17 protein-coding genes and 3 tRNA genes are annotated in these 17,036 nt (G+C 56.4%); 8 read left to right on the forward strand and 12 right to left on the reverse strand.

Annotated elements, in window-relative coordinates:
* Positions 1-518: 518 nt before the first annotated feature.
* The 3 genes from prfC to OCH02_RS14190 all read right to left on the reverse strand — a co-directional run bounded on the left by prfC (position 519) and on the right by OCH02_RS14190 (position 3,101).
* Positions 519-2,108 (reverse strand): peptide chain release factor 3, encoded by a 1,590-nt coding sequence (gene prfC / locus OCH02_RS14180; RefSeq protein WP_261431770.1) that lies wholly within the window; start codon positions 2,106-2,108, stop codon positions 519-521.
* A gap of 167 nt (positions 2,109-2,275) precedes the next feature.
* Positions 2,276-2,719 carry a ribosomal protein S18-alanine N-acetyltransferase gene (rimI, locus tag OCH02_RS14185; RefSeq protein ID WP_261431771.1) on the reverse strand — a complete coding sequence of 148 codons (444 nt, stop codon included), beginning with the start codon at positions 2,717-2,719 and terminating at the stop codon, positions 2,276-2,278.
* The gene (locus OCH02_RS14190; protein WP_261431772.1) at positions 2,664-3,101 is read right to left on the reverse strand and encodes a DNA polymerase III subunit psi; all 438 of its coding nucleotides are present in this window, start codon (positions 3,099-3,101) and stop codon (positions 2,664-2,666) included. The genes rimI and OCH02_RS14190 overlap by 56 nt, the downstream gene beginning before the upstream one ends.
* A gap of 156 nt (positions 3,102-3,257) precedes the next feature.
* Here OCH02_RS14190 and rsmC point away from each other — a divergent pair, with 156 nt between their 5' ends.
* Positions 3,258-4,301 (forward strand): 16S rRNA (guanine(1207)-N(2))-methyltransferase RsmC, encoded by a 1,044-nt coding sequence (gene rsmC / locus OCH02_RS14195; protein WP_261092349.1) that lies wholly within the window; start codon positions 3,258-3,260, stop codon positions 4,299-4,301.
* Between the two features lie 62 nt (positions 4,302-4,363).
* Here the strand turns inward: rsmC and OCH02_RS14200 are convergent, their stop codons facing one another.
* Positions 4,364-5,356, reverse strand: a complete 993-nt coding sequence (locus OCH02_RS14200; protein WP_261431773.1) for an aldo/keto reductase — start codon at positions 5,354-5,356, stop codon at positions 4,364-4,366.
* 130 nt (positions 5,357-5,486) lie between these two features.
* Between OCH02_RS14200 and OCH02_RS14205 the strand changes: the two genes are divergently transcribed.
* From OCH02_RS14205 to OCH02_RS14220, 4 genes are all read left to right on the forward strand, one after another.
* Positions 5,487-6,431 carry a LysR family transcriptional regulator gene (locus OCH02_RS14205; protein WP_261431774.1) on the forward strand — a complete coding sequence of 315 codons (945 nt, stop codon included), beginning with the start codon at positions 5,487-5,489 and terminating at the stop codon, positions 6,429-6,431.
* A 71-nt stretch (positions 6,432-6,502) separates the two neighbouring features.
* Positions 6,503-6,589: transfer RNA gene (locus OCH02_RS14210), tRNA-Leu, on the forward strand.
* Between the two features lie 34 nt (positions 6,590-6,623).
* A tRNA-Leu gene (locus OCH02_RS14215) sits at positions 6,624-6,710 on the forward strand.
* Positions 6,711-6,753: 43 nt separating this feature from the next.
* Positions 6,754-6,840: transfer RNA gene (locus OCH02_RS14220), tRNA-Leu, on the forward strand.
* 83 nt (positions 6,841-6,923) lie between these two features.
* On the opposite strand, the gene OCH02_RS14225 is transcribed toward OCH02_RS14220, so the two are convergent.
* Positions 6,924-7,208 carry a DUF1435 domain-containing protein gene (locus OCH02_RS14225; RefSeq protein ID WP_037424165.1) on the reverse strand — a complete coding sequence of 95 codons (285 nt, stop codon included), beginning with the start codon at positions 7,206-7,208 and terminating at the stop codon, positions 6,924-6,926.
* A 263-nt stretch (positions 7,209-7,471) separates the two neighbouring features.
* On the opposite strand from OCH02_RS14225, the gene OCH02_RS14230 reads away from it, so the two are divergent.
* Complete coding sequence (locus OCH02_RS14230; protein ID WP_261431775.1) at positions 7,472-8,545, forward strand: GGDEF domain-containing protein; 1,074 nt, start codon at positions 7,472-7,474, stop codon at positions 8,543-8,545.
* Positions 8,546-8,562: 17 nt separating this feature from the next.
* Here OCH02_RS14230 and fucP read toward each other — a convergent pair whose 3' ends face one another.
* The 7 genes from fucP to OCH02_RS14265 are packed head-to-tail and all read right to left on the reverse strand — an operon-like array spanning position 8,563 to position 14,731.
* Complete coding sequence (fucP, locus tag OCH02_RS14235) at positions 8,563-9,792, reverse strand: L-fucose:H+ symporter permease (protein ID WP_135315018.1); 1,230 nt, start codon at positions 9,790-9,792, stop codon at positions 8,563-8,565.
* A 23-nt stretch (positions 9,793-9,815) separates the two neighbouring features.
* Positions 9,816-10,175, reverse strand: coding sequence for an L-rhamnose mutarotase (locus tag OCH02_RS14240; protein ID WP_261431776.1), 360 nt, complete (start codon positions 10,173-10,175; stop codon positions 9,816-9,818).
* Positions 10,172-10,948 (reverse strand): SDR family oxidoreductase, encoded by a 777-nt coding sequence (locus OCH02_RS14245; protein ID WP_261431777.1) that lies wholly within the window; start codon positions 10,946-10,948, stop codon positions 10,172-10,174. The genes OCH02_RS14240 and OCH02_RS14245 overlap by 4 nt, the downstream gene beginning before the upstream one ends.
* Complete coding sequence (locus tag OCH02_RS14250) at positions 10,926-11,789, reverse strand: amidohydrolase family protein (protein WP_261431778.1); 864 nt, start codon at positions 11,787-11,789, stop codon at positions 10,926-10,928. The genes OCH02_RS14245 and OCH02_RS14250 overlap by 23 nt, the downstream gene beginning before the upstream one ends.
* A gap of 14 nt (positions 11,790-11,803) precedes the next feature.
* Positions 11,804-13,081, reverse strand: coding sequence for an L-fuconate dehydratase (locus tag OCH02_RS14255; RefSeq protein WP_261431779.1), 1,278 nt, complete (start codon positions 13,079-13,081; stop codon positions 11,804-11,806).
* 13 nt (positions 13,082-13,094) lie between these two features.
* Entirely contained in the window at positions 13,095-13,940 is an 846-nt protein-coding gene (locus OCH02_RS14260; protein WP_261431780.1) for a fumarylacetoacetate hydrolase family protein, read from the reverse strand.
* A gap of 50 nt (positions 13,941-13,990) precedes the next feature.
* Positions 13,991-14,731, reverse strand: a complete 741-nt coding sequence (locus OCH02_RS14265; protein WP_261431781.1) for an SDR family oxidoreductase — start codon at positions 14,729-14,731, stop codon at positions 13,991-13,993.
* A 235-nt stretch (positions 14,732-14,966) separates the two neighbouring features.
* On the opposite strand from OCH02_RS14265, the gene OCH02_RS14270 reads away from it, so the two are divergent.
* Both OCH02_RS14270 and ampH read left to right on the forward strand, forming a co-directional pair.
* Complete coding sequence (locus tag OCH02_RS14270; RefSeq protein ID WP_261431782.1) at positions 14,967-15,725, forward strand: FadR/GntR family transcriptional regulator; 759 nt, start codon at positions 14,967-14,969, stop codon at positions 15,723-15,725.
* Between the two features lie 162 nt (positions 15,726-15,887).
* Positions 15,888-17,030 (forward strand): D-alanyl-D-alanine-carboxypeptidase/endopeptidase AmpH, encoded by a 1,143-nt coding sequence (ampH, locus tag OCH02_RS14275; protein ID WP_261431783.1) that lies wholly within the window; start codon positions 15,888-15,890, stop codon positions 17,028-17,030.
* Positions 17,031-17,036 lie beyond the last annotated feature (6 nt).

Here is a 17,036-nt window from a genome sequence, read left to right on the forward strand (position 1 = left end):
CTTTGGTTGTGGATCCAAAATGGTTACGGATCCTTCAGCCGCCATAACGCGGCCCACTCAGTAATACTTCACGATTTCTATACGTTCAAACATTCACGTTAAACGATTGTTGCCACATCAGGAGTATTGCAACGGCCATGCCAATTTTAAAAAACCATTTAAAATCAATAATAAAACAAATAACGCTTACATTTTAGGCTAAAAACTGTCGTCTATTGGCGACAACACCTATCAGTAAAATCCATGTTATCGCTATGTTGTTGATTTACATGACATCATACTGTCTCTAATTGGCAACAGTTCCGAATAACTCGCTGCCGTTATGACAAAAAGCAGTGAATTACGCTTACCCGATCGGTTATGCCCTGTTAAATATAGACCATATGACAAAAAAAGCAGGCGTTACCCGGCAAAACGGTTAACGATGAGGGATACAAAAAACTGATGAGGGGGATTAACTAATTAGCAGGCTCTGGGGGAAGACAACACAGGGCGCCCTAAGGCGCCCTGCTGTTCTGTTAGTGCTCGCGTGTTTTGCGGAACACCACTTCAGGGTAGCGTTCCTGGGTGATATTCAGGTTAACCATGGTTGGCGCGATGTAAGACAGGTTGTCGCCGCCGTCCAGTGCCAGGTTAAGCTCACACTTGCGCTTGAACTCTTCAAATTTCTTCACGTCGCTGCATTCAACCCAACGGGCGGTCGAAACGTTGACCGACTCGTACAAGGCTTCCACGTTGTATTCGCTTTTCAGGCGTGCGACCACCACTTCAAACTGCAGCACACCAACCGCACCGACGATCAAATCGTTGCTGGCGATCGGACGGAATACCTGTACTGCCCCTTCTTCGGACAGTTGCACCAGGCCTTTCAACAGCTGTTTTTGCTTCAGCGGATCGCGCAGACGAATGCGACGGAACAGCTCCGGTGCAAAGTTCGGAATACCGGTGAACTTCATGTCTTCACCCTGGGTGAAGGTATCGCCGATCTGAATGGTACCGTGGTTATGCAGACCAATGATATCGCCCGGATAAGCCTCTTCGACGTGCGAACGGTCACCCGCCATAAAGGTCAGGGCGTCGGAGATCACCACGTCTTTACCGGTGCGCACCTGACGCAGCTTCATGCCTTTCTCGTAGCGGCCGGAGACCACACGCATAAAGGCCACGCGGTCACGGTGTTTAGGATCCATATTGGCCTGGATTTTGAACACGAAACCGCTGAATTTCTCTTCCGCTGCTACCACTTCACGGGTGCTGCTTTGACGCGGCATCGGCGCTGGAGCCCAGGCCACCAGGCCGTCAAGCATATGGTCAACACCGAAGTTACCCAAAGCGGTACCGAAGAATACCGGCGTCAACTCACCGCTCAGGAAAGCTTCATGATGGAACTCGTGGGATGCGCCCTGCACCAGCTCCAGCTCTTCACGCAGCTGCGCGGCCAGGTCTTCACCCACGGCGGCATCCAGCTCCGGGTTATCCAACCCTTTAACAATGCGCACTTCCTGGATGGTGTGGCCTTTACCGGTCTGATAGAGGTAGGTTTCATCCTTGTACAGATGATAGACCCCTTTAAACAGCTTGCCGCAGCCGATAGGCCAGGTGATCGGTGAACAGGCGATTTTCAGCTCGCGCTCAACTTCATCCATCACTTCCATCGGATCGCGGATATCGCGGTCCAATTTGTTCATAAAGGTCAGGATCGGCGTATCACGCAGACGGGTAACTTCCATCAGCTTGCGGGTACGATCCTCAACCCCTTTGGCGGCGTCGATCACCATCAGACAGCAGTCGACTGCGGTCAAAGTGCGGTAGGTATCTTCGGAGAAGTCTTCGTGCCCCGGGGTGTCCAGCAGGTTAACCAGACATTCGCGGTACGGAAACTGCATCACCGAGGTAGTGATTGAGATCCCACGCTGCTTTTCCATTTCCATCCAGTCGGATTTGGCATGCTGATTTGAGCCGCGGCCCTTTACCGTACCGGCGGTCTGGATAGCCTGTCCGAATAACAACACCTTTTCGGTAATGGTGGTTTTACCGGCATCGGGGTGCGAGATGATGGCGAAAGTTCTTCTTTTCGAGACTTCGCGGGCAAATTCACTAGGAGACATGTTTTCAGATTCTACAGTTAGTCCGCCCTGCGAAAGCATCAGAACGCGCCGCGCACGGCGCCAGGCAAAGCGGTAAATAAAAGATAATAGCCGGGCATTTTCGCTGATTTACCAACCGGTGACAATCAATGCTTTTACCCGCGGAAAAGTTAGGACCGAGATATTCGCTATGCCAGCGGCAGCGCCATGACTATCGCGTCTTCACGCCCATGGGCAGCGGGGTAGTAGTTACGGCGGATGGTCACTTCATTAAAGCCGAGATCTTCGTACAGTGCGATGGCCGCACGGTTAGAAGCACGCACTTCCAGCCACAGCGTAAACACGCCGCGGGGTTCCAACTGTGCAATCAGCGCTTCCAGCAATTGACGGCCAAAACCCTGGCGTTGCCAGTCGGGATGAATCGCGATATTGAACAACGTGGCTTCATCCAGCACGATCTGGGTGATGGCAAAACCCGCCATCTGCCCGTCGACTTCCAGTTTCAGGTTAAGGTAGCGATCGCCCTGATTAGTGGCAAAGGTAGCTTGTGTCCAGGGAAAGGCGTGGCTGGCTTGCTCAATCGTGAAGGCTGTGGCCAGGTCGGCCGCGGTCAGGGTAGAAATCTTGTTCATGATGACAAATCTGCTGCCAGAGTGCGCGTTTGGCACTCGCATCGAGAGAAAGCTCGGCCAGTGCCGGGCTGTATAGCTGCGCGCCGGCCACCGCAAGCGGCTCCGCAACGCCCAACCGCCAACTGTTGCATTCGGTATCCTCAGGCAACATCGCCACCTGATCCGGCGTCAGGCCATAGGTTTGCGCCGGGGTCAGCCCCAGGCTGCGCAGCACGTCGCAAAACAGCGGATCGTTATGCTCAGGCAAGGCCTGCGCCACGACCAGTAAACGCACATCGGGTGACAGGCTGACCGCCACTTCGCCCTGCAACACGCCCGGGCGGCGCAATGTCCACTGCGTAATACCCAGTTGTTGTAACAGCCAGTCGCGTTTTGATGTCATGCCGATTCCTGTCAGGATCTACCCGTTGTGGTGCGCCATGCCTGCCATGCGCCGCGCTATGCTAACAAACCCGCGCGGCCTGCGCCAACAAACCCGTCGAACATATCGCCACAAAGCTCTATAATCCCCGGTCTAATTTCTAGGAGCCAAAACCTGATGTCTGCATTAACCCCCGCCAGTGAAGTCATGCTGCGCCACAGTGATGAGTTTATCGAACGCCGCGTTCTGTTCGCCGGTGACCTGCAGGACGCCCTGCCGGCCCAATTTGAGGCCGCGGATGTGCGTGTCCATACCCAGCAATACCATCACTGGCAGTTACTGAACCGGGCGATGGGTGACAACGTGCAGTACGGCCTGACCGTAGATGCCGCGTTCGTCGCCGAGTGCGATACGCTGATCTACTACTGGCCGAAGAGCAAACAGGAAGCGCAATTCCAGCTGTGCAACATTCTGGCATTACTGCCGGTAGGTGCCGATGTGTTCGTGGTCGGTGAGAACCGCAGCGGCGTGCGCAGTGCCGATCAGATGGTGGAAGACTACGCCACACTGGTGAAAATCGACAGCGCCCGCCGCTGTGGCCTGTATCACGGCCGCCTGGATACCCAGACCGAATTCAACCTGGAAGACTGGTGGGAAAGCTATCAGTTGCACGATCTGGAAGTGAAAACCCTGCCGGGCGTGTTCAGCCGCGACGGGCTGGATGTCGGTAGCTCACTGCTGCTGTCGACGCTGGATAAGCACATGAAAGGCAAAGTGCTGGACGTGGGCTGCGGTGCCGGTGTAATGGCCTCAGTGCTGTCCAAACTGTCGCCAAAAATGAAGCTGACCCTCAGCGACGTCAACGCCGCAGCCATTGAATCCAGCCGTGCAACGCTGGCCGCCAACGGCATTGAAGGTGAAGTGATCGTCAGTAACGTCTATTCCGACATTACCGGTCGTTTCGACCTGATCATCTCCAACCCACCGTTCCATGATGGGCTGCAAACCAGCCTGACGGCGGCGGAAACCCTGATCCGCGGTGCGTTAAAACACCTGCCTATCGGCGGTCGTTTGCGCATCGTGGCCAACGCCTTCCTGCCTTACCCGGACATTCTGGACGCCACCTTCGGCAGCCATGAAGTGCTGGCACAAAACGGACGCTTCAAGGTTTATCAGGCGACGGTCGGCCGCCCGCCACGCGATCCGAAAAAGAAAAAATAAGTCACCCCCGACGCGCAAATCTCGGGGATCAGGGCGCAGCGTTCACACGCCGCGCCCTTTTTTTATCCGTTGATATAGGTCATCGACTCTGCGCCATAGCGTGCGCCTGCCGCCGCCTGCAACGGAAACACCGCCTCAATCGCCGCCAGTTCCGCCTGGCTCAGCGTCAGTTCAACCGCCGCAATGTTCTCTTCCAGATAACGACGACGCTTGGTCCCCGGGATCGGCACAATATGTTCGCCCTGCGCCAATACCCACGCCAATGCCAACTGTGAAGGCGCTACGCCTTTCTGTTTGGCCAGTTCGCTGACTTTCGCCACCAGCGCCAGATTGCGGGCAAAGTTTTCCCCCTGGAAACGCGGGTTGCTGCGGCGGAAGTCATCGGCATCCAGATCTTCCGGCCGTTGAATAGCTCCGGTCAGAAAACCTCGCCCCAACGGGCTGTAAGGAACAAAGCCGATACCCAGACGCTCACAGGCCGCCAATACTCCTTGCTCAGCATCACGCGTCCACAGTGAATACTCGGTCTGCAACGCGGTTATCGGATGCACCTTATGCGCACGTTCCAGCGTAGCGACCGAAGCCTCACTCAGCCCGATGTAGCGGATTTTACCTTCGCTGATCAGATCCGCCATGGTGCCAACCACCTCTTCGATCGGCACCTCTGGATCCACGCGATGCTGGTAATAAAGATCTATCACCTCGACCCCAAGCCGCTGCAGGCTGCCTTCTACCGAACGACGAATATACTCGGGCCGACTGCTGACGCCCCTGGCACCGGGATTGGCCGGATCGCGCAGGATGCCAAATTTGGTGGCCAGGAAGACCTGCTGCCGTTTGCCCTTGATCGCTTTACCAATCAGCTGTTCGTTGGTGTGCGGGCCGTACATGTCGGCGGTATCGAGCAGGGTAACCCCCAGTTCCAATGCCCGGTGCAGTGTGGCGATGGCCTCTTTCTCGTCCTGCGCCGTCGAATAGAAATCACTCATCCCCATGCAGCCCAGCCCCAGGGCAGAAACGGTCGGGCCATTGGGACCTAATTGACGTTGTTGCATTGTGTTGCCCTCATGCGGTTTTCATCAGCGGAGTGCTGGTACAACTGAGTCTGGTTGTTTACCCTGAAAAGATAAATAATGCAGATCAGACATCACTGTTCAAAAATCGCTAACAATACGGGGCGGCAAAATGGATCAGATCCAGGCCATGCGCATTTTCACCCGCATCGTCGAACTGGGCAGTTTCAGCCGCGCAGCCGAGCGTTTGCAGTTACCGCGTGCCACGGTCAGCAATGCCCTCAAACGGCTCGAGCAGCGCCTCGGCGTCCGTTTGTTGATCCGCACTACCCGTCAGGTGCAGGTAACCCGCGAAGGCACGCTTTATTATCAGCGCTGCGTGCAGTTGCTGGGGGCGCTCGAAGAGGCGGACACGCTGTTCAGCCACCATAAACTGCAGCCTTCCGGCAAGATACGCATCGATATGCCCCATTCGCTGGCGCGTGAAATCGTGATCCCCGCTCTGGATGACTTTTACCAACGTTATCCTGACCTGACGCTGGCGTTGGGCGCCAACGATACTCATGTTGATTTGCTGCGCGAGGGAGTGGATTGCGTGCTGCGCGCCTGGGAAACCGAAGATGGCAGCCTGGTGGCACGGCGCATCGCCATGCTGCCACAGCTAACCTGCGCCTCTCCCGGCTATCTGGCCGCGTTCGGCGTTCCTCAGTCGATTGACCAGTTGCAGCAGCATCAGGCGGTGGGCTATTTTTCCCTCGCCAGCAACCGTAATTACCCGCTGGAGTTTTGCCGCAACGGCAAAGTGGAGTTGCGCGAATTGCCCGCCAGGCTGAGCGTCAGCGGTGCCGATGCCTACACCAGCGGCTGTCGCGCCGGAATGGGTCTGATCCAGGCGGCGCACTACTCGCTGGCCCCCTGGCTGCAGAAGGGAGAATTAGTCGAAGTGTTGGCGGAAACCCCGCCGCCGCCAATGCCAATTTACATCATGTATCCCCCCGGTCGTTTCCTTGCGCCCCGGGTCAGGGTATTGATTGACTGGCTGATTTGGCTGTTTGAACAGTATCAACAGCCCAAAACGGACGTTTTTCCAGCAAACGCCCGCAAACAGGGGAAATAACTATTGACGTCCCCGCCAAAATCTCTAGAATTCGCCTCCGTGGTACGTTACTCCGGTAATGTTCTTGGAATGCGAAGGTGGCGGAATTGGTAGACGCGCTAGCTTCAGGTGTTAGTGTCCTTACGGACGTGAGGGTTCAAGTCCCTCTCTTCGCACCAAATAACCACATGATTTATATTGCACAGCATCAATGCGAAGGTGGCGGAATTGGTAGACGCGCTAGCTTCAGGTGTTAGTGTTCTTACGGACGTGAGGGTTCAAGTCCCTCTCTTCGCACCAAGCTGGTGATATAAATCGAAAGCAAAATAAAGATATCGGCTGTGCGAAGGTGGCGGAATTGGTAGACGCGCTAGCTTCAGGTGTTAGTGTTCTTACGGACGTGAGGGTTCAAGTCCCTCTCTTCGCACCAATCGATAATTCTCTCCGGTAATATTCCCGAAGTCATTCCCAGTAGAACGATAATGAACACGCGAAAGCGTGGTTTTTGCGTTTTCAGCCCAGATTGAAGTTCAGACCGATAGCCGCCAGTCCGCCAGCCAGCGCCATGCAGGAAGGCAGCAGCAGGTAGTGGCGCCAGCGACTATTGAACAGCATCACCAGGGTGGCCAGCATGGCAATCACAATCAGCGTGCGTAATTGCATCATATCCAGATTGATCAATGCCAGTAACGGCATCAAGGCACAGGGCAGTAAAACCCCCCAGGCGCTGGCCAAACGGTTGCCAAGGCACCAACTGACGCCCCACAACCCACACGCGGTAATCATGGCTGCAATCATGATAACCCTACCCTTCAAGTGATAATGATAACCAATATCATATACCACTTTTTTTCACTGCGCATCATTTTCGCCGCGACGGTCAAACGCGGATGACATAACGGTTGAAAAATGATAGTTTGCCATAAGAAAATTCCTAGTCTAATTCGCATGTTAATAATCACAATCTACAACCATACAATGCGAGTGTTTAATTCCCACCGACAGAATTTTTCGCAACCTTACCTTTTCGACAGATCGATATTGTAAAGAGTGAACTCCGTATGAACGCGCGTTCTTATCAGGAACTGCTGAACAGCAAGCACCGTTTGTCATTATTTTTATTTTTATTGATGAACGCTGCCTCTTCCGTATTTACATTATTAGTCCCATTTCAAAACAAACCCGCATTTACCCTGCCTTTATTAGGGATACCGCTATTTTGTCTGGCGGCACTGTTATTTACCCTGCAATCTCCACGGTTATACGTCAGAAAACTGAATCTATTTTCCTGCGTTCTTGGTCTGCTGTGGGCAACGCATATTTACCTTAAAAGTCAGCACTGTGCGCCGAACAACCAAAGTTTTCTATTAATTAGTCTGTTCAGTATGTTCTTTATCAGCGCCATTGCCTTAACCGATAACTTTATCGCCTTTTGCCTGCACGCCGTTCCGTCCGCATTAGTCATTCTATTACTGGATGGTATGCACAATACCATGCGGATAGTATTCACCACGGTATTGCCGATTATCGCCTTCTCTATCCACCACCTGATGCTTAAACGCAGCGAACACTTTACGCAAACGCTGGTGGCTAATCTGTATAACGAACGGGACAGGTTCAGTAATTTAAGCATGATAGATCCCTTAACCGGGCTTTATAACCGCCGTGGTCTGGAGAATAAAATCAATATGTTGCCGGCAGCCGCGTCAGGCTGCCATTTCGTGCTACTGCTCGATATCGATCACTTCAAGGCTTATAACGATAATTATGGCCATACCATGGGTGACCAGGCGCTGGTGCAGGTCGCCATCGCCATCCGCGATTCGGTACGTTCACGCGATATCGTGGTGCGTTACGGTGGGGAGGAGTTTCTGGTGCTGTTGACCAACGTGAGCGAGGATTATGCCACCCAGGTGGCTGAGCGGGTACGTCAGCAGGTGCAGGGATTGAAAATCCCCCACCGCTTTAATCAGTTTGAAACTACCACAGTCACGCTCAGTGCCGGAATTTCCGTGTTGCACGAGCTTGATGTCGCCTCGGCAATCCGGGCGGCCGACGCCGCGTTATACCAGGCAAAAAACAACGGCCGCAATAACATTCAACTGGCGCAAATCATACAGCCCACCGCTGGCTAAGCCGGCGGGCTGTGAGCTTAGCGGCGGCGCTGCTGTAAGCCGTAAGCAAACACCACGGCGAAGCACAGCAGCGGCAGACAATACGACAACGCCGTGCTGTACCTGTCCGCCAGCGCTCCCATAAAGTAAGGCATGATGGCGCCGCCAACGATCGCCATGATCATAAAGGAGCTGGCGCGCTTGGTGTGTTTGCCCATGTTTTTCACCCCGAGGGCGAAAATGGTCGGGAACATAATCGACATAAAGAAGAATACGGCGATCAGCGCCACCACCGAGATGCCATCCATACTGAGCATGACGACACCGCACAGCACAATGTTGACCAGCGAGTAAACCATCAACAGCGTGGCCGGTTTGACCCTGCCCATCAGCCAGGTGCTGAAGAAGCGCCCGACCATAAAGCAAATCATGGCGATAGAAAGCAGGTAGGACGCGCTTTGGTTGGAAACATCACTCCAGTGTTCGGTGGCGTAGTTAATAAAGAATGCGCCGACGCCAACCTGTGCCGCAACGTAGAAGAACTGGGTGATCACCCCGCCAACAAAGTGCTTGTGCTGCCACAACCCCTGAGCAATTTCACCGTGCTCCGGCCGTTCTTCCTCGCGAATGTCCGGCAACCGGGTACGGCTGAACAAAAAAGCAATCAGCAACACCAGCACCGCGATAGCCACATAGGTCATCTTCACCGCGCTTTGGTCACCGCTGCCTGCCCCCTGGGTGGCAGAGAAAAACAGCGTGCCGCCGATCATCGGGCCGATAAACTGCCCTAACCCGTTAAACGACTGGGAAAGGTTCAAGCGTCTTTCTGCCCCCTGTACGTCCCCCAATACCGTGGCGTAAGGGTTGGCGGCGGTTTCCAGGCAGCCCAGTCCGCAGGCAATGACAAACAGCGCAAACAGGAACATGCCAAAACTGTTGGCGGAAGCCGCCGGCACAAACAGTAATGCTCCCAGCGCATACAGGCACAGTCCGATCAGAATGCCGGCTTTGTAGCCTTTTTTATCCATAAAATAGCCGGCGGGCAGCGCCACCAGGAAGTAGGCACCAAAATACGCCGCCTGTAACAATCCCGACTGCGCTTTGGTCACATGCAGGGTTTCCTGAAAGTGCTTATTTAATACGTCCAACAGGCCATATGACAGCCCCCACATAAAGAACAGGCTGGTGACCAGGATAAAAGCCCAGCGCAGATTGGCCGTCGCCTTGGCGCCCGCCTGAGGTGGGGCAGCAGTTTTTTCAGCAAGCATTGAACTATCCTCGGTAGGGTAAGTTATTGTTGTTTCAATGAGAATATCCGCTCCATCACCACCCATTTTTCGCCTTGCGGCGTCCAGGGGGTGGCCACCTGGTAGTGCCACATCAGGGCTTCCCAGCGCTGCACGTGGGGATTGCTCAAACCGGCGGCGTCAAACCGCTCGGCATCGAATCCGCTACTGACTTCAACAATCATGAACAGCCGGGTACCCAGCCGGTAAATCTCCATATCCAGGATGCCGTGCTCACGCAGGTGAGTGGCAATTTCTGGCCAGATGCGTTGGTGATAGGCCAGGTATTCCTCGATCAACGCCGGTGAGTCGACCAGATCGAGCGCCTGACAAAAGCGCTGCCCCGTCCCCGCCGCGCCACTCATGTGATCGCCCGGTCAAGATGCAGATAACCCCCGTCCACCGACAGCCACTGTCCGGTGGTGTGCGACGAACGCGAAGAAATCAAAAACACCACGGTGTTGGCGATTTCCTGCGGTGTAGTCATCCGCTGTTCGAAAGGAATGCGCGCGGTAATTTTCTCGAGCTGCTGCTCCGGCTGCTCAAAGGTATTGATCCAGCGTTGGTACTGCGGCGTGATCACCTCCGCCGGGACCACCGCATTGACCCGCACCCCTTCATGGCGCAGCGACACCGCCCACTCGCGTGTCAATGCCAGCACCGCGCCCTTGGCGGCGGTATAGCCACTGGTGCCGCCCTGCCCGCTCAGTGCGGTCTTGGAGGCGATATTGACGATAGCCCCCTTACTGCTTTGCAACGCCGACTGGCACAGGTGCGCCATCAGGTAGTAATGAATCAGGTTTTTCTCCAGCGATCCGACAAAGGCTTCACGTCCGGCCTCCAGCCCCACCCCGTCGTTAACCCCGGCGTTATTCACCAAGGCATCGATACGGCCAAAGGTTTCCTGCGTTTGCGCCACCGCCCGCCGACACTGCTGTTCTTCACACAAATCGGTGATGATCACCGTGCTTCGGGGCTGCAAGAGACGCAGCTGCGCCAAAAATGCGGCCTCTGGCATGGCATTAGTGACAATCACCGGGATTGCCCCTTCTTCAGCCAGCAATTGGGAGACCGCCGCACCGATGCCGGAGCCGCCACCGGTAACAATCACCACCTTATCTTTCAGATACAGATCCATAACCCGACTCCGTTAACCCATAAATTCGGCAGGCCGTGCCACCCCAAATCTCCGCCTGCTGCGAAGGACTCAGCATGGCGATGGCCTGCGCATTCAGTTGATAAACCTGGCCGTAATCACCCGCCAGCAGGCACACCGGCCAGTCAGAACCGAACATCAGCCGTTGCGGGCCGAACGCCTGCAGCGCCGCCTCAAAAAACGGCAATAGCTGTGAGGCCTGCCAATGCCCGTCGGGAGCTTCGGTGATTAACCCGGAAAGCTTGCAGACCACGTGCGGCAACGCCGCCAAAGGCTTGATTTGCTGTAACCAATGTTCTGCACCCTGGGCGATATCCGGTTTGCCAAGATGGTCCAGCACCAGCCAGTAATCATCATGTTCGGCGGCAAACTGCGCAGCCGCCGACAAATGCCGGTGAGTGACCAGGATGTCGTAAACGTACCCCTGTCGCTGCAACGCCTGCATACCGCGGCGCACCTCCGGCCGTGCCAGCCAGACGTCCGGCTGCGGCTCGTCTTGCACCAGATGACGCCACCCGCGCAGCAGTGGTTGCTGGCGCCATTCCTCAAGCCGCTGTGGCAACTGCGGCGCGGTGATGTCCAGCCACCCCACGACACCGCATACGCCTTGGCTTTGCTGCACCTGCGCCAGCAACGTCTGGGTTTCCTGCTCGCACTGCCGTGCCTGCACCACCAGCGCACCGTCAAAATCATGCTGTTGCAACAGGGGTTCGAGCTGCTTTGGGCCAAAATCCTGTTGCAACACCGTCATCTGCTCGCTGATCCACGGATAGCGTTGCGGCTGGTAATGCCAGTAATGCTGGTGAGCATCGATACGCAACATGGCGTGTTTCCCGTTCAACCGCGGAACCGGTACTGTTCGAGCGACGCCTCATGCATCTCGATCGAATATCCGGGATTGAGCGGGGGCATATAGGCCGCCCCCTTGACCTCACAGGGGTGGATAAAATGTTCATGCAGATGATCGACGTATTCGATCACCCGTCCATCGTGGGTGCCGGCAATGCACAGGTAGTCGATCATCGACAGATGCTGAACGTATTCGCACAGACCCACGCCACCGGCATGCGGACACACCGGCAGATGATATTTGGCCGCCATCAGCATCACCGCCAGCACTTCGTTGACCCCACCGAGACGACAGGCGTCAATCTGCACCACGTCAATTGCTTCGCGCATAATGAACTGCTTGAACAGGATGCGGTTTTGGCACATCTCACCGGTAGCCACCTTGACCGGATGCACCCCTTCGCGGATGCGGCGGTGCCCTTCCACATCGTCCGGGCTGGTCGGTTCTTCGATAAACCAGGGGTTGGCGAACGCCAGATGCTTTACCCAGGGAATGGCGTCATTGACTTCCCATACCTGGTTGGCGTCGATCATCAGTTGACGATCGGGGCCGATCACCTCGCGGGCGATGCGCACCCGGCGGATATCATCTTCCAGATCGCGCCCGACCTTCAGCTTCAGGTAGGAGAAACCGGCGTCGACCGCTTCCTGGCACAACCGGCGCAGCTTATCGTCCGGGTAACCCAGCCAACCGGCAGAGGTGGTGTAGCAGGGGTAACCGTCCTGCAGCAGTCGTTCCAGGCGCTGCTCCTTGCCGTGCGCCCGCTGTTTGAGCAGGGTAAGCGCTTCCTGTGGCGTAATGCAGTCAGTGATGTAGCGAAAATCGATACAGCGCACCAGTTCCTCTGGCGTCATCTCTGCCACCAGTCGCCATACCGGTTTGCCCTCGGCCTTGGCCCACAGATCCCAAACCGCGTTGATCACCGCCCCGGTCGCCAGGTGGATCGCCCCCTTGTCCGGGCCGATCCAGCGTAACTGGCTGTCACCGGTAAAACGTCGCCAGAAGGCCCCCATATCGGCGGCGATCTCCTCCAACGAGACCCCGACGATCTGATGCTCCAGCGCGCGGATCGCCGCGCAGCAGATCTCATTGCCGCGGCCGATGGTAAAGGTCAGCCCGTGGCCGGTCAGATCGTCGCGATCGGTCTCCAGGATCACGTAAGCGGCGGAATAGTCCGGATCCGGATTCATCGCGTCGGATCCATCCAGCGCCAACGAGGTGGGGAAGCGAATATCTTCAACCCGCAGTGCGGTAATTGTGGTCATGGCATGCTCCCCATCAGGCTTGTACGGTTGTTTGACGCTGTTCACCCAATCCCTCAATGCCCAGACGCATCGTCTGCCCGGCCTTCAGGTAGACAGGCGTTGGCTTTTGCCCCATGCCGACGCCCGGCGGCGTGCCGGTGGAAATCACATCGCCCGGTTGCAGACTCATAAAGCGGCTCAAATAACTGATAATTTGTGGAATGCGGAAAATCATGGTGCTGGTATTGCCGTCCTGATAGCGTTTGCCGTCCACTTCCAGCCACAGATTCAGGCTATGGGGATCGGCAATTTCATCGGCAGTCACCAACCAGGGGCCGGTGGGGCCAAAGGTGTCGCACCCCTTGCCCTTGTCCCAGGTGCCGCCGCGTTCGATTTGGAATTCACGCTCCGAGACGTCGTTAATCACACAGTAGCCGGCGACGTGCTGCATCGCGTCCTGCTCGCTGATATAACGCCCCCCCTGACCAACGATCACTCCCAGTTCCACCTCCCAGTCGGTCTTGAGCGAGTCACGCGGGATTTGTACCTGATCGTTCGGCCCGACCACCGCGCTGGTCCACTTGCTGAACACCACTGGCTCAGAAGGGATCGCCGCGCCGGTTTCCGCCGCATGGTCGGCGTAATTCAGCCCAATGCAGATAAACTTGCCGATGTGGCCCACACAGGCCCCCAAACGCGGCTGCCCTGCTACCTTCGGCAGTTGATTGATGTCCAGCGCGCGCAGTTGGTCCAACGCGGCGGGCAACAGTGCGTCACCACTCAGATCGGCGATGTGCTGCGAAAGGTCACGGATCTGCCCCTGAGTGTCCAATATCCCTGGGCGTTCCTGCCCCGGTGCGCCATAACGTAAAAGTTTCATCCTGTCCTCACTGTGGAGAATGTGTCGGGCATCGCTGTCTGGGCAGGGCCTCAGTTACTCCAGCCGCCATCGATAATCTGTACCGTGCCTGTGGTATAGGAACTGGCGTCGGACGCCAGATACAGCGCCAACTGGGCAATCTCGCCGGTGGTGCCGATGCGGCCAATCGGCTGACGGGCAACAAACGCCTGATACACCTCTTCTTCGCTACGGCCCTGCTCACGTGCCTGCTCGGCTATGCGCTGGCGCAACGACGGCGATTCCACCGTACCGGGACAAATGGCGTTGCAACGGATGCCCTGGGTGACGTAATCCGCTGCTACCGACCGCGTCAGGCCAATCACCGCCGCCTTGGTGGCGCTATAGGCAAAGCGGTTCGGCACCCCCTTCACGCTGGAGGCGACCGACGACATATTGATAATCGAGCCGTTTTTGCGTGCCAGCATGCCGGGCAGGAAGGCACGGATCATGCGGAACATCGCCGTCACATTCAGATCAAGGGCAAACGCCCACTGCTGTTCGCTGCACTCGAGGATCGAGCCGCTATGCACCACACCGGCACAGTTGAACAACACGTCGACAGGTCCGAGGATTTCCGCCGCTGCGGCGATCGCCGCAGGATCGGTGACGTTTAGCGTCATTGCTTGAATTCCGGCCAGCCCCTGCAGCGGTTCGGTGTTGATATCGGTGGCGATCACCTCGGCCCCCGCATCGGCGAACAGCCTGACGGTGCTAAAGCCAATCCCCTGTCCGGCAGCGGTGATCAGTACGCGTTTTCCGGTTAAATTCATTTTCGCTCCCTTGGCCTAAAGGCCTAATGGTCAGGCCATTAAAGGCGGTTAAAGGTCAGGCCTTTAACATGACAAAAGACGCTTTACGCGTTATGGTTTGGTGATAATGTTATGAGGCACACTTAAAACAGCATTTCGTTTAACCAATTTTTTACACTTGATTAACCATTACTCAAGCGGCTTGAGCAATATTTGTGCGCAACATCACTTAACATCGAACAGCCTAAGGTAAAAAATGCCGATCACCCGACTGGAAAACCCACGGATTTACAGACAGATAGCCGACCAACTGAAGCGGCTCATCGATAATAATGAATTTCCGCCGGGCAGCCGCCTGCCGTCAGAGCGGGATCTGGCCCAGCAGTTACAGGTCAGCCGCGCCTCTGTGCGCGAGGCGCTAATCGCACTCGAAGTGATTGGTCTGGTGGATGTTAAAGTCGGCAATGGCGTGATTGTCCGGGCGCAGACGCCGACTATGGTTTCGCAGGAGCCGGTGATGGCGCAGGCCGGGCGCGGTCAGTGGGCGGAAATCGACGATGAGCTGAATATCGAGCTGGACTTTAACGCCGAGCTGCCGCCATTTTCCCTGTTGCAAACCCGTTTATTGATCGAACCGGAAACCGCCGCGCTGGCGGCGCGCCATGCCACCGACCAGGAATTGGCGGGTATCCGCGCCGCCTACGAACAAAACTGCCGTGATAACCGTGAAGGCTCGGCCACCCACCCCGGCGACCGGTTGTTCCATATCCGCATCGCCCAAGCCAGCGGCAACCCGGCCTATGCCTTTGTTATCGGCCACCTGCTCGGCCACCGCTACGGCAGCATGTTCCGCGTGTTGCAACGCAACTATACGCCGGACGATATGTCGCACCGCTCCGAGCAGGAACATCAGGCCATTCTGGCGGCGATCGAAGCGCGTGACGTGCGGGGGGCGCGTAAAGCGATGAAAGCCCACCTGGACCAGGTGATCGCTATTTTCACTCGCGCGCAATAGGGCAATCCGGCGGCTTCAGGGCGGCGGAAAATTATTTATCAAACCGCTCTTTTTTCCACATACAGCCAGGGCCGAGGCACATTACACTGACAACAGATAAGACCGGGTCATATTGCAGCCACGGCCTCTCCCTGTTGCCTTTTAAAATGGATAACAACACCGTTGAAGAACTCTTTCTCCGCTTCATTGCTGGCGCTCGGCCTGTGTGCCGCCCCGCTGGCCGCGCAGGCCGCCGCCCCGCAGCTGGCTTCGCAAATCGTCGACCAGTATGCCGAACATATTTTCTATAACAGCGGTGCCACCGGTATGGCACTGGTGGTGATCGACGGTAACCAGGTGGTTAACCGCAGTTTTGGTGACACCAAACCCGGCAACAATCTGCGCCCGCGCCCGGACTCGCTGATCCGCATCGCCTCAATCACCAAACTGATGACCAGTGAAGTGATGGTCAAGATGGCGGCGGAAGGCCGGGTCAAACTCAACGATCCGTTGCGCAAATATGCCCCCCAGGGTGCCTACGTGCCGGCGTATAACGCTCGCCAACCGATCACTTTGCTGAACCTGGCAACCCACACCAGTGCCCTGCCGCGTGAACAACCGGGCAAGAAGCCGCCAAAAACGCCGGTATTTACCTGGCCAACCAAGGCACAGCGCTGGCAGTGGCTGGAACATGCCAACGTCACGGTGCCACCGGGCGTACGCGCTTCCTATTCCAACCTGGCCTATGATCTGCTGGCGGATGCACTGTCGCGGGCGGCGGGTAAACCTTATACCGCCCTGCTGAAGGAAAAAATCACCGCACCGCTCGGCATGGTCGACACCACTCTGACCCCAAGTGCCGAACAGTGCTCACGCCTGATGGTGGCTTCCGCCGGCCCGAGTGCCTGCCGTGATACCACAGCCGCGGCCGGCAGCGGTGGCGTTTACTCCACCCCACGCGACATGCAGCGCTGGATGCAGCAATTCCTTAGCTCCAACGTCTCAGGTGCACGCAAATCGACCGCCGCCAGCGAACAAACCATGTACTTCCAGCGCAACGATCTGGTGTCGCTAAAAGGCATGGACGTGCCGGGTGAAGCCAGCGCGCTGGGTCTGGGATGGGTGTATATGGCCCCAAACGGCGAACTGCCGGGGATTATTCAGAAAACCGGCGGTGGCGGTGGCTTCATTACCTATATGGCAATGATCCCGCAGAAAAACGTCGGGGTATTTGTGGTGGTGACCCGCTCGGAGCTGAGCAAGTTCACCAACATGAGCGATCCGGTGAACCGGCTGGTGAGTGATTTGGCAGCGAATAAAAGTTGATGTTAA

The organism is Serratia quinivorans (assembly GCF_946227985.1).
Lineage (GTDB): Bacteria > Pseudomonadota > Gammaproteobacteria > Enterobacterales > Enterobacteriaceae > Serratia > Serratia quinivorans_A.

What these genes read in the sequence shown, in the direction of transcription:
- OCH02_RS14245 (WP_261431777.1), bottom strand. Translation starts at nt 10,948, where the DNA reads ATGGATCTGTATCTGAAAGATAAGGTGGTGATTGTTACCGGTGGCGGC.
- OCH02_RS14240 (WP_261431776.1), bottom strand. Translation starts at nt 10,175, where the DNA reads ATGAGTGGCGCGGCGGGGACGGGGCAGCGCTTTTGTCAGGCGCTCGAT.
- prfC (WP_261431770.1), bottom strand. Translation starts at nt 2,108, where the DNA reads ATGTCTCCTAGTGAATTTGCCCGCGAAGTCTCGAAAAGAAGAACTTTC.
- OCH02_RS14260 (WP_261431780.1), bottom strand. Translation starts at nt 13,940, where the DNA reads ATGAAACTTTTACGTTATGGCGCACCGGGGCAGGAACGCCCAGGGATA.
- OCH02_RS14225 (WP_037424165.1), bottom strand. Translation starts at nt 7,208, where the DNA reads ATGATTGCAGCCATGATTACCGCGTGTGGGTTGTGGGGCGTCAGTTGG.
- OCH02_RS14265 (WP_261431781.1), bottom strand. Translation starts at nt 14,731, where the DNA reads ATGAATTTAACCGGAAAACGCGTACTGATCACCGCTGCCGGACAGGGG.
- OCH02_RS14230 (WP_261431775.1), top strand. Translation starts at nt 7,472, where the DNA reads ATGAACGCGCGTTCTTATCAGGAACTGCTGAACAGCAAGCACCGTTTG.
- OCH02_RS14270 (WP_261431782.1), top strand. Translation starts at nt 14,967, where the DNA reads ATGCCGATCACCCGACTGGAAAACCCACGGATTTACAGACAGATAGCC.
- OCH02_RS14250 (WP_261431778.1), bottom strand. Translation starts at nt 11,789, where the DNA reads ATGTTGCGTATCGATGCTCACCAGCATTACTGGCATTACCAGCCGCAA.
- fucP (WP_135315018.1), bottom strand. Translation starts at nt 9,792, where the DNA reads ATGCTTGCTGAAAAAACTGCTGCCCCACCTCAGGCGGGCGCCAAGGCG.
- OCH02_RS14255 (WP_261431779.1), bottom strand. Translation starts at nt 13,081, where the DNA reads ATGACCACAATTACCGCACTGCGGGTTGAAGATATTCGCTTCCCCACC.
- rimI (WP_261431771.1), bottom strand. Translation starts at nt 2,719, where the DNA reads ATGAACAAGATTTCTACCCTGACCGCGGCCGACCTGGCCACAGCCTTC.
- OCH02_RS14205 (WP_261431774.1), top strand. Translation starts at nt 5,487, where the DNA reads ATGGATCAGATCCAGGCCATGCGCATTTTCACCCGCATCGTCGAACTG.
- OCH02_RS14190 (WP_261431772.1), bottom strand. Translation starts at nt 3,101, where the DNA reads ATGACATCAAAACGCGACTGGCTGTTACAACAACTGGGTATTACGCAG.
- OCH02_RS14200 (WP_261431773.1), bottom strand. Translation starts at nt 5,356, where the DNA reads ATGCAACAACGTCAATTAGGTCCCAATGGCCCGACCGTTTCTGCCCTG.
- rsmC (WP_261092349.1), top strand. Translation starts at nt 3,258, where the DNA reads ATGTCTGCATTAACCCCCGCCAGTGAAGTCATGCTGCGCCACAGTGAT.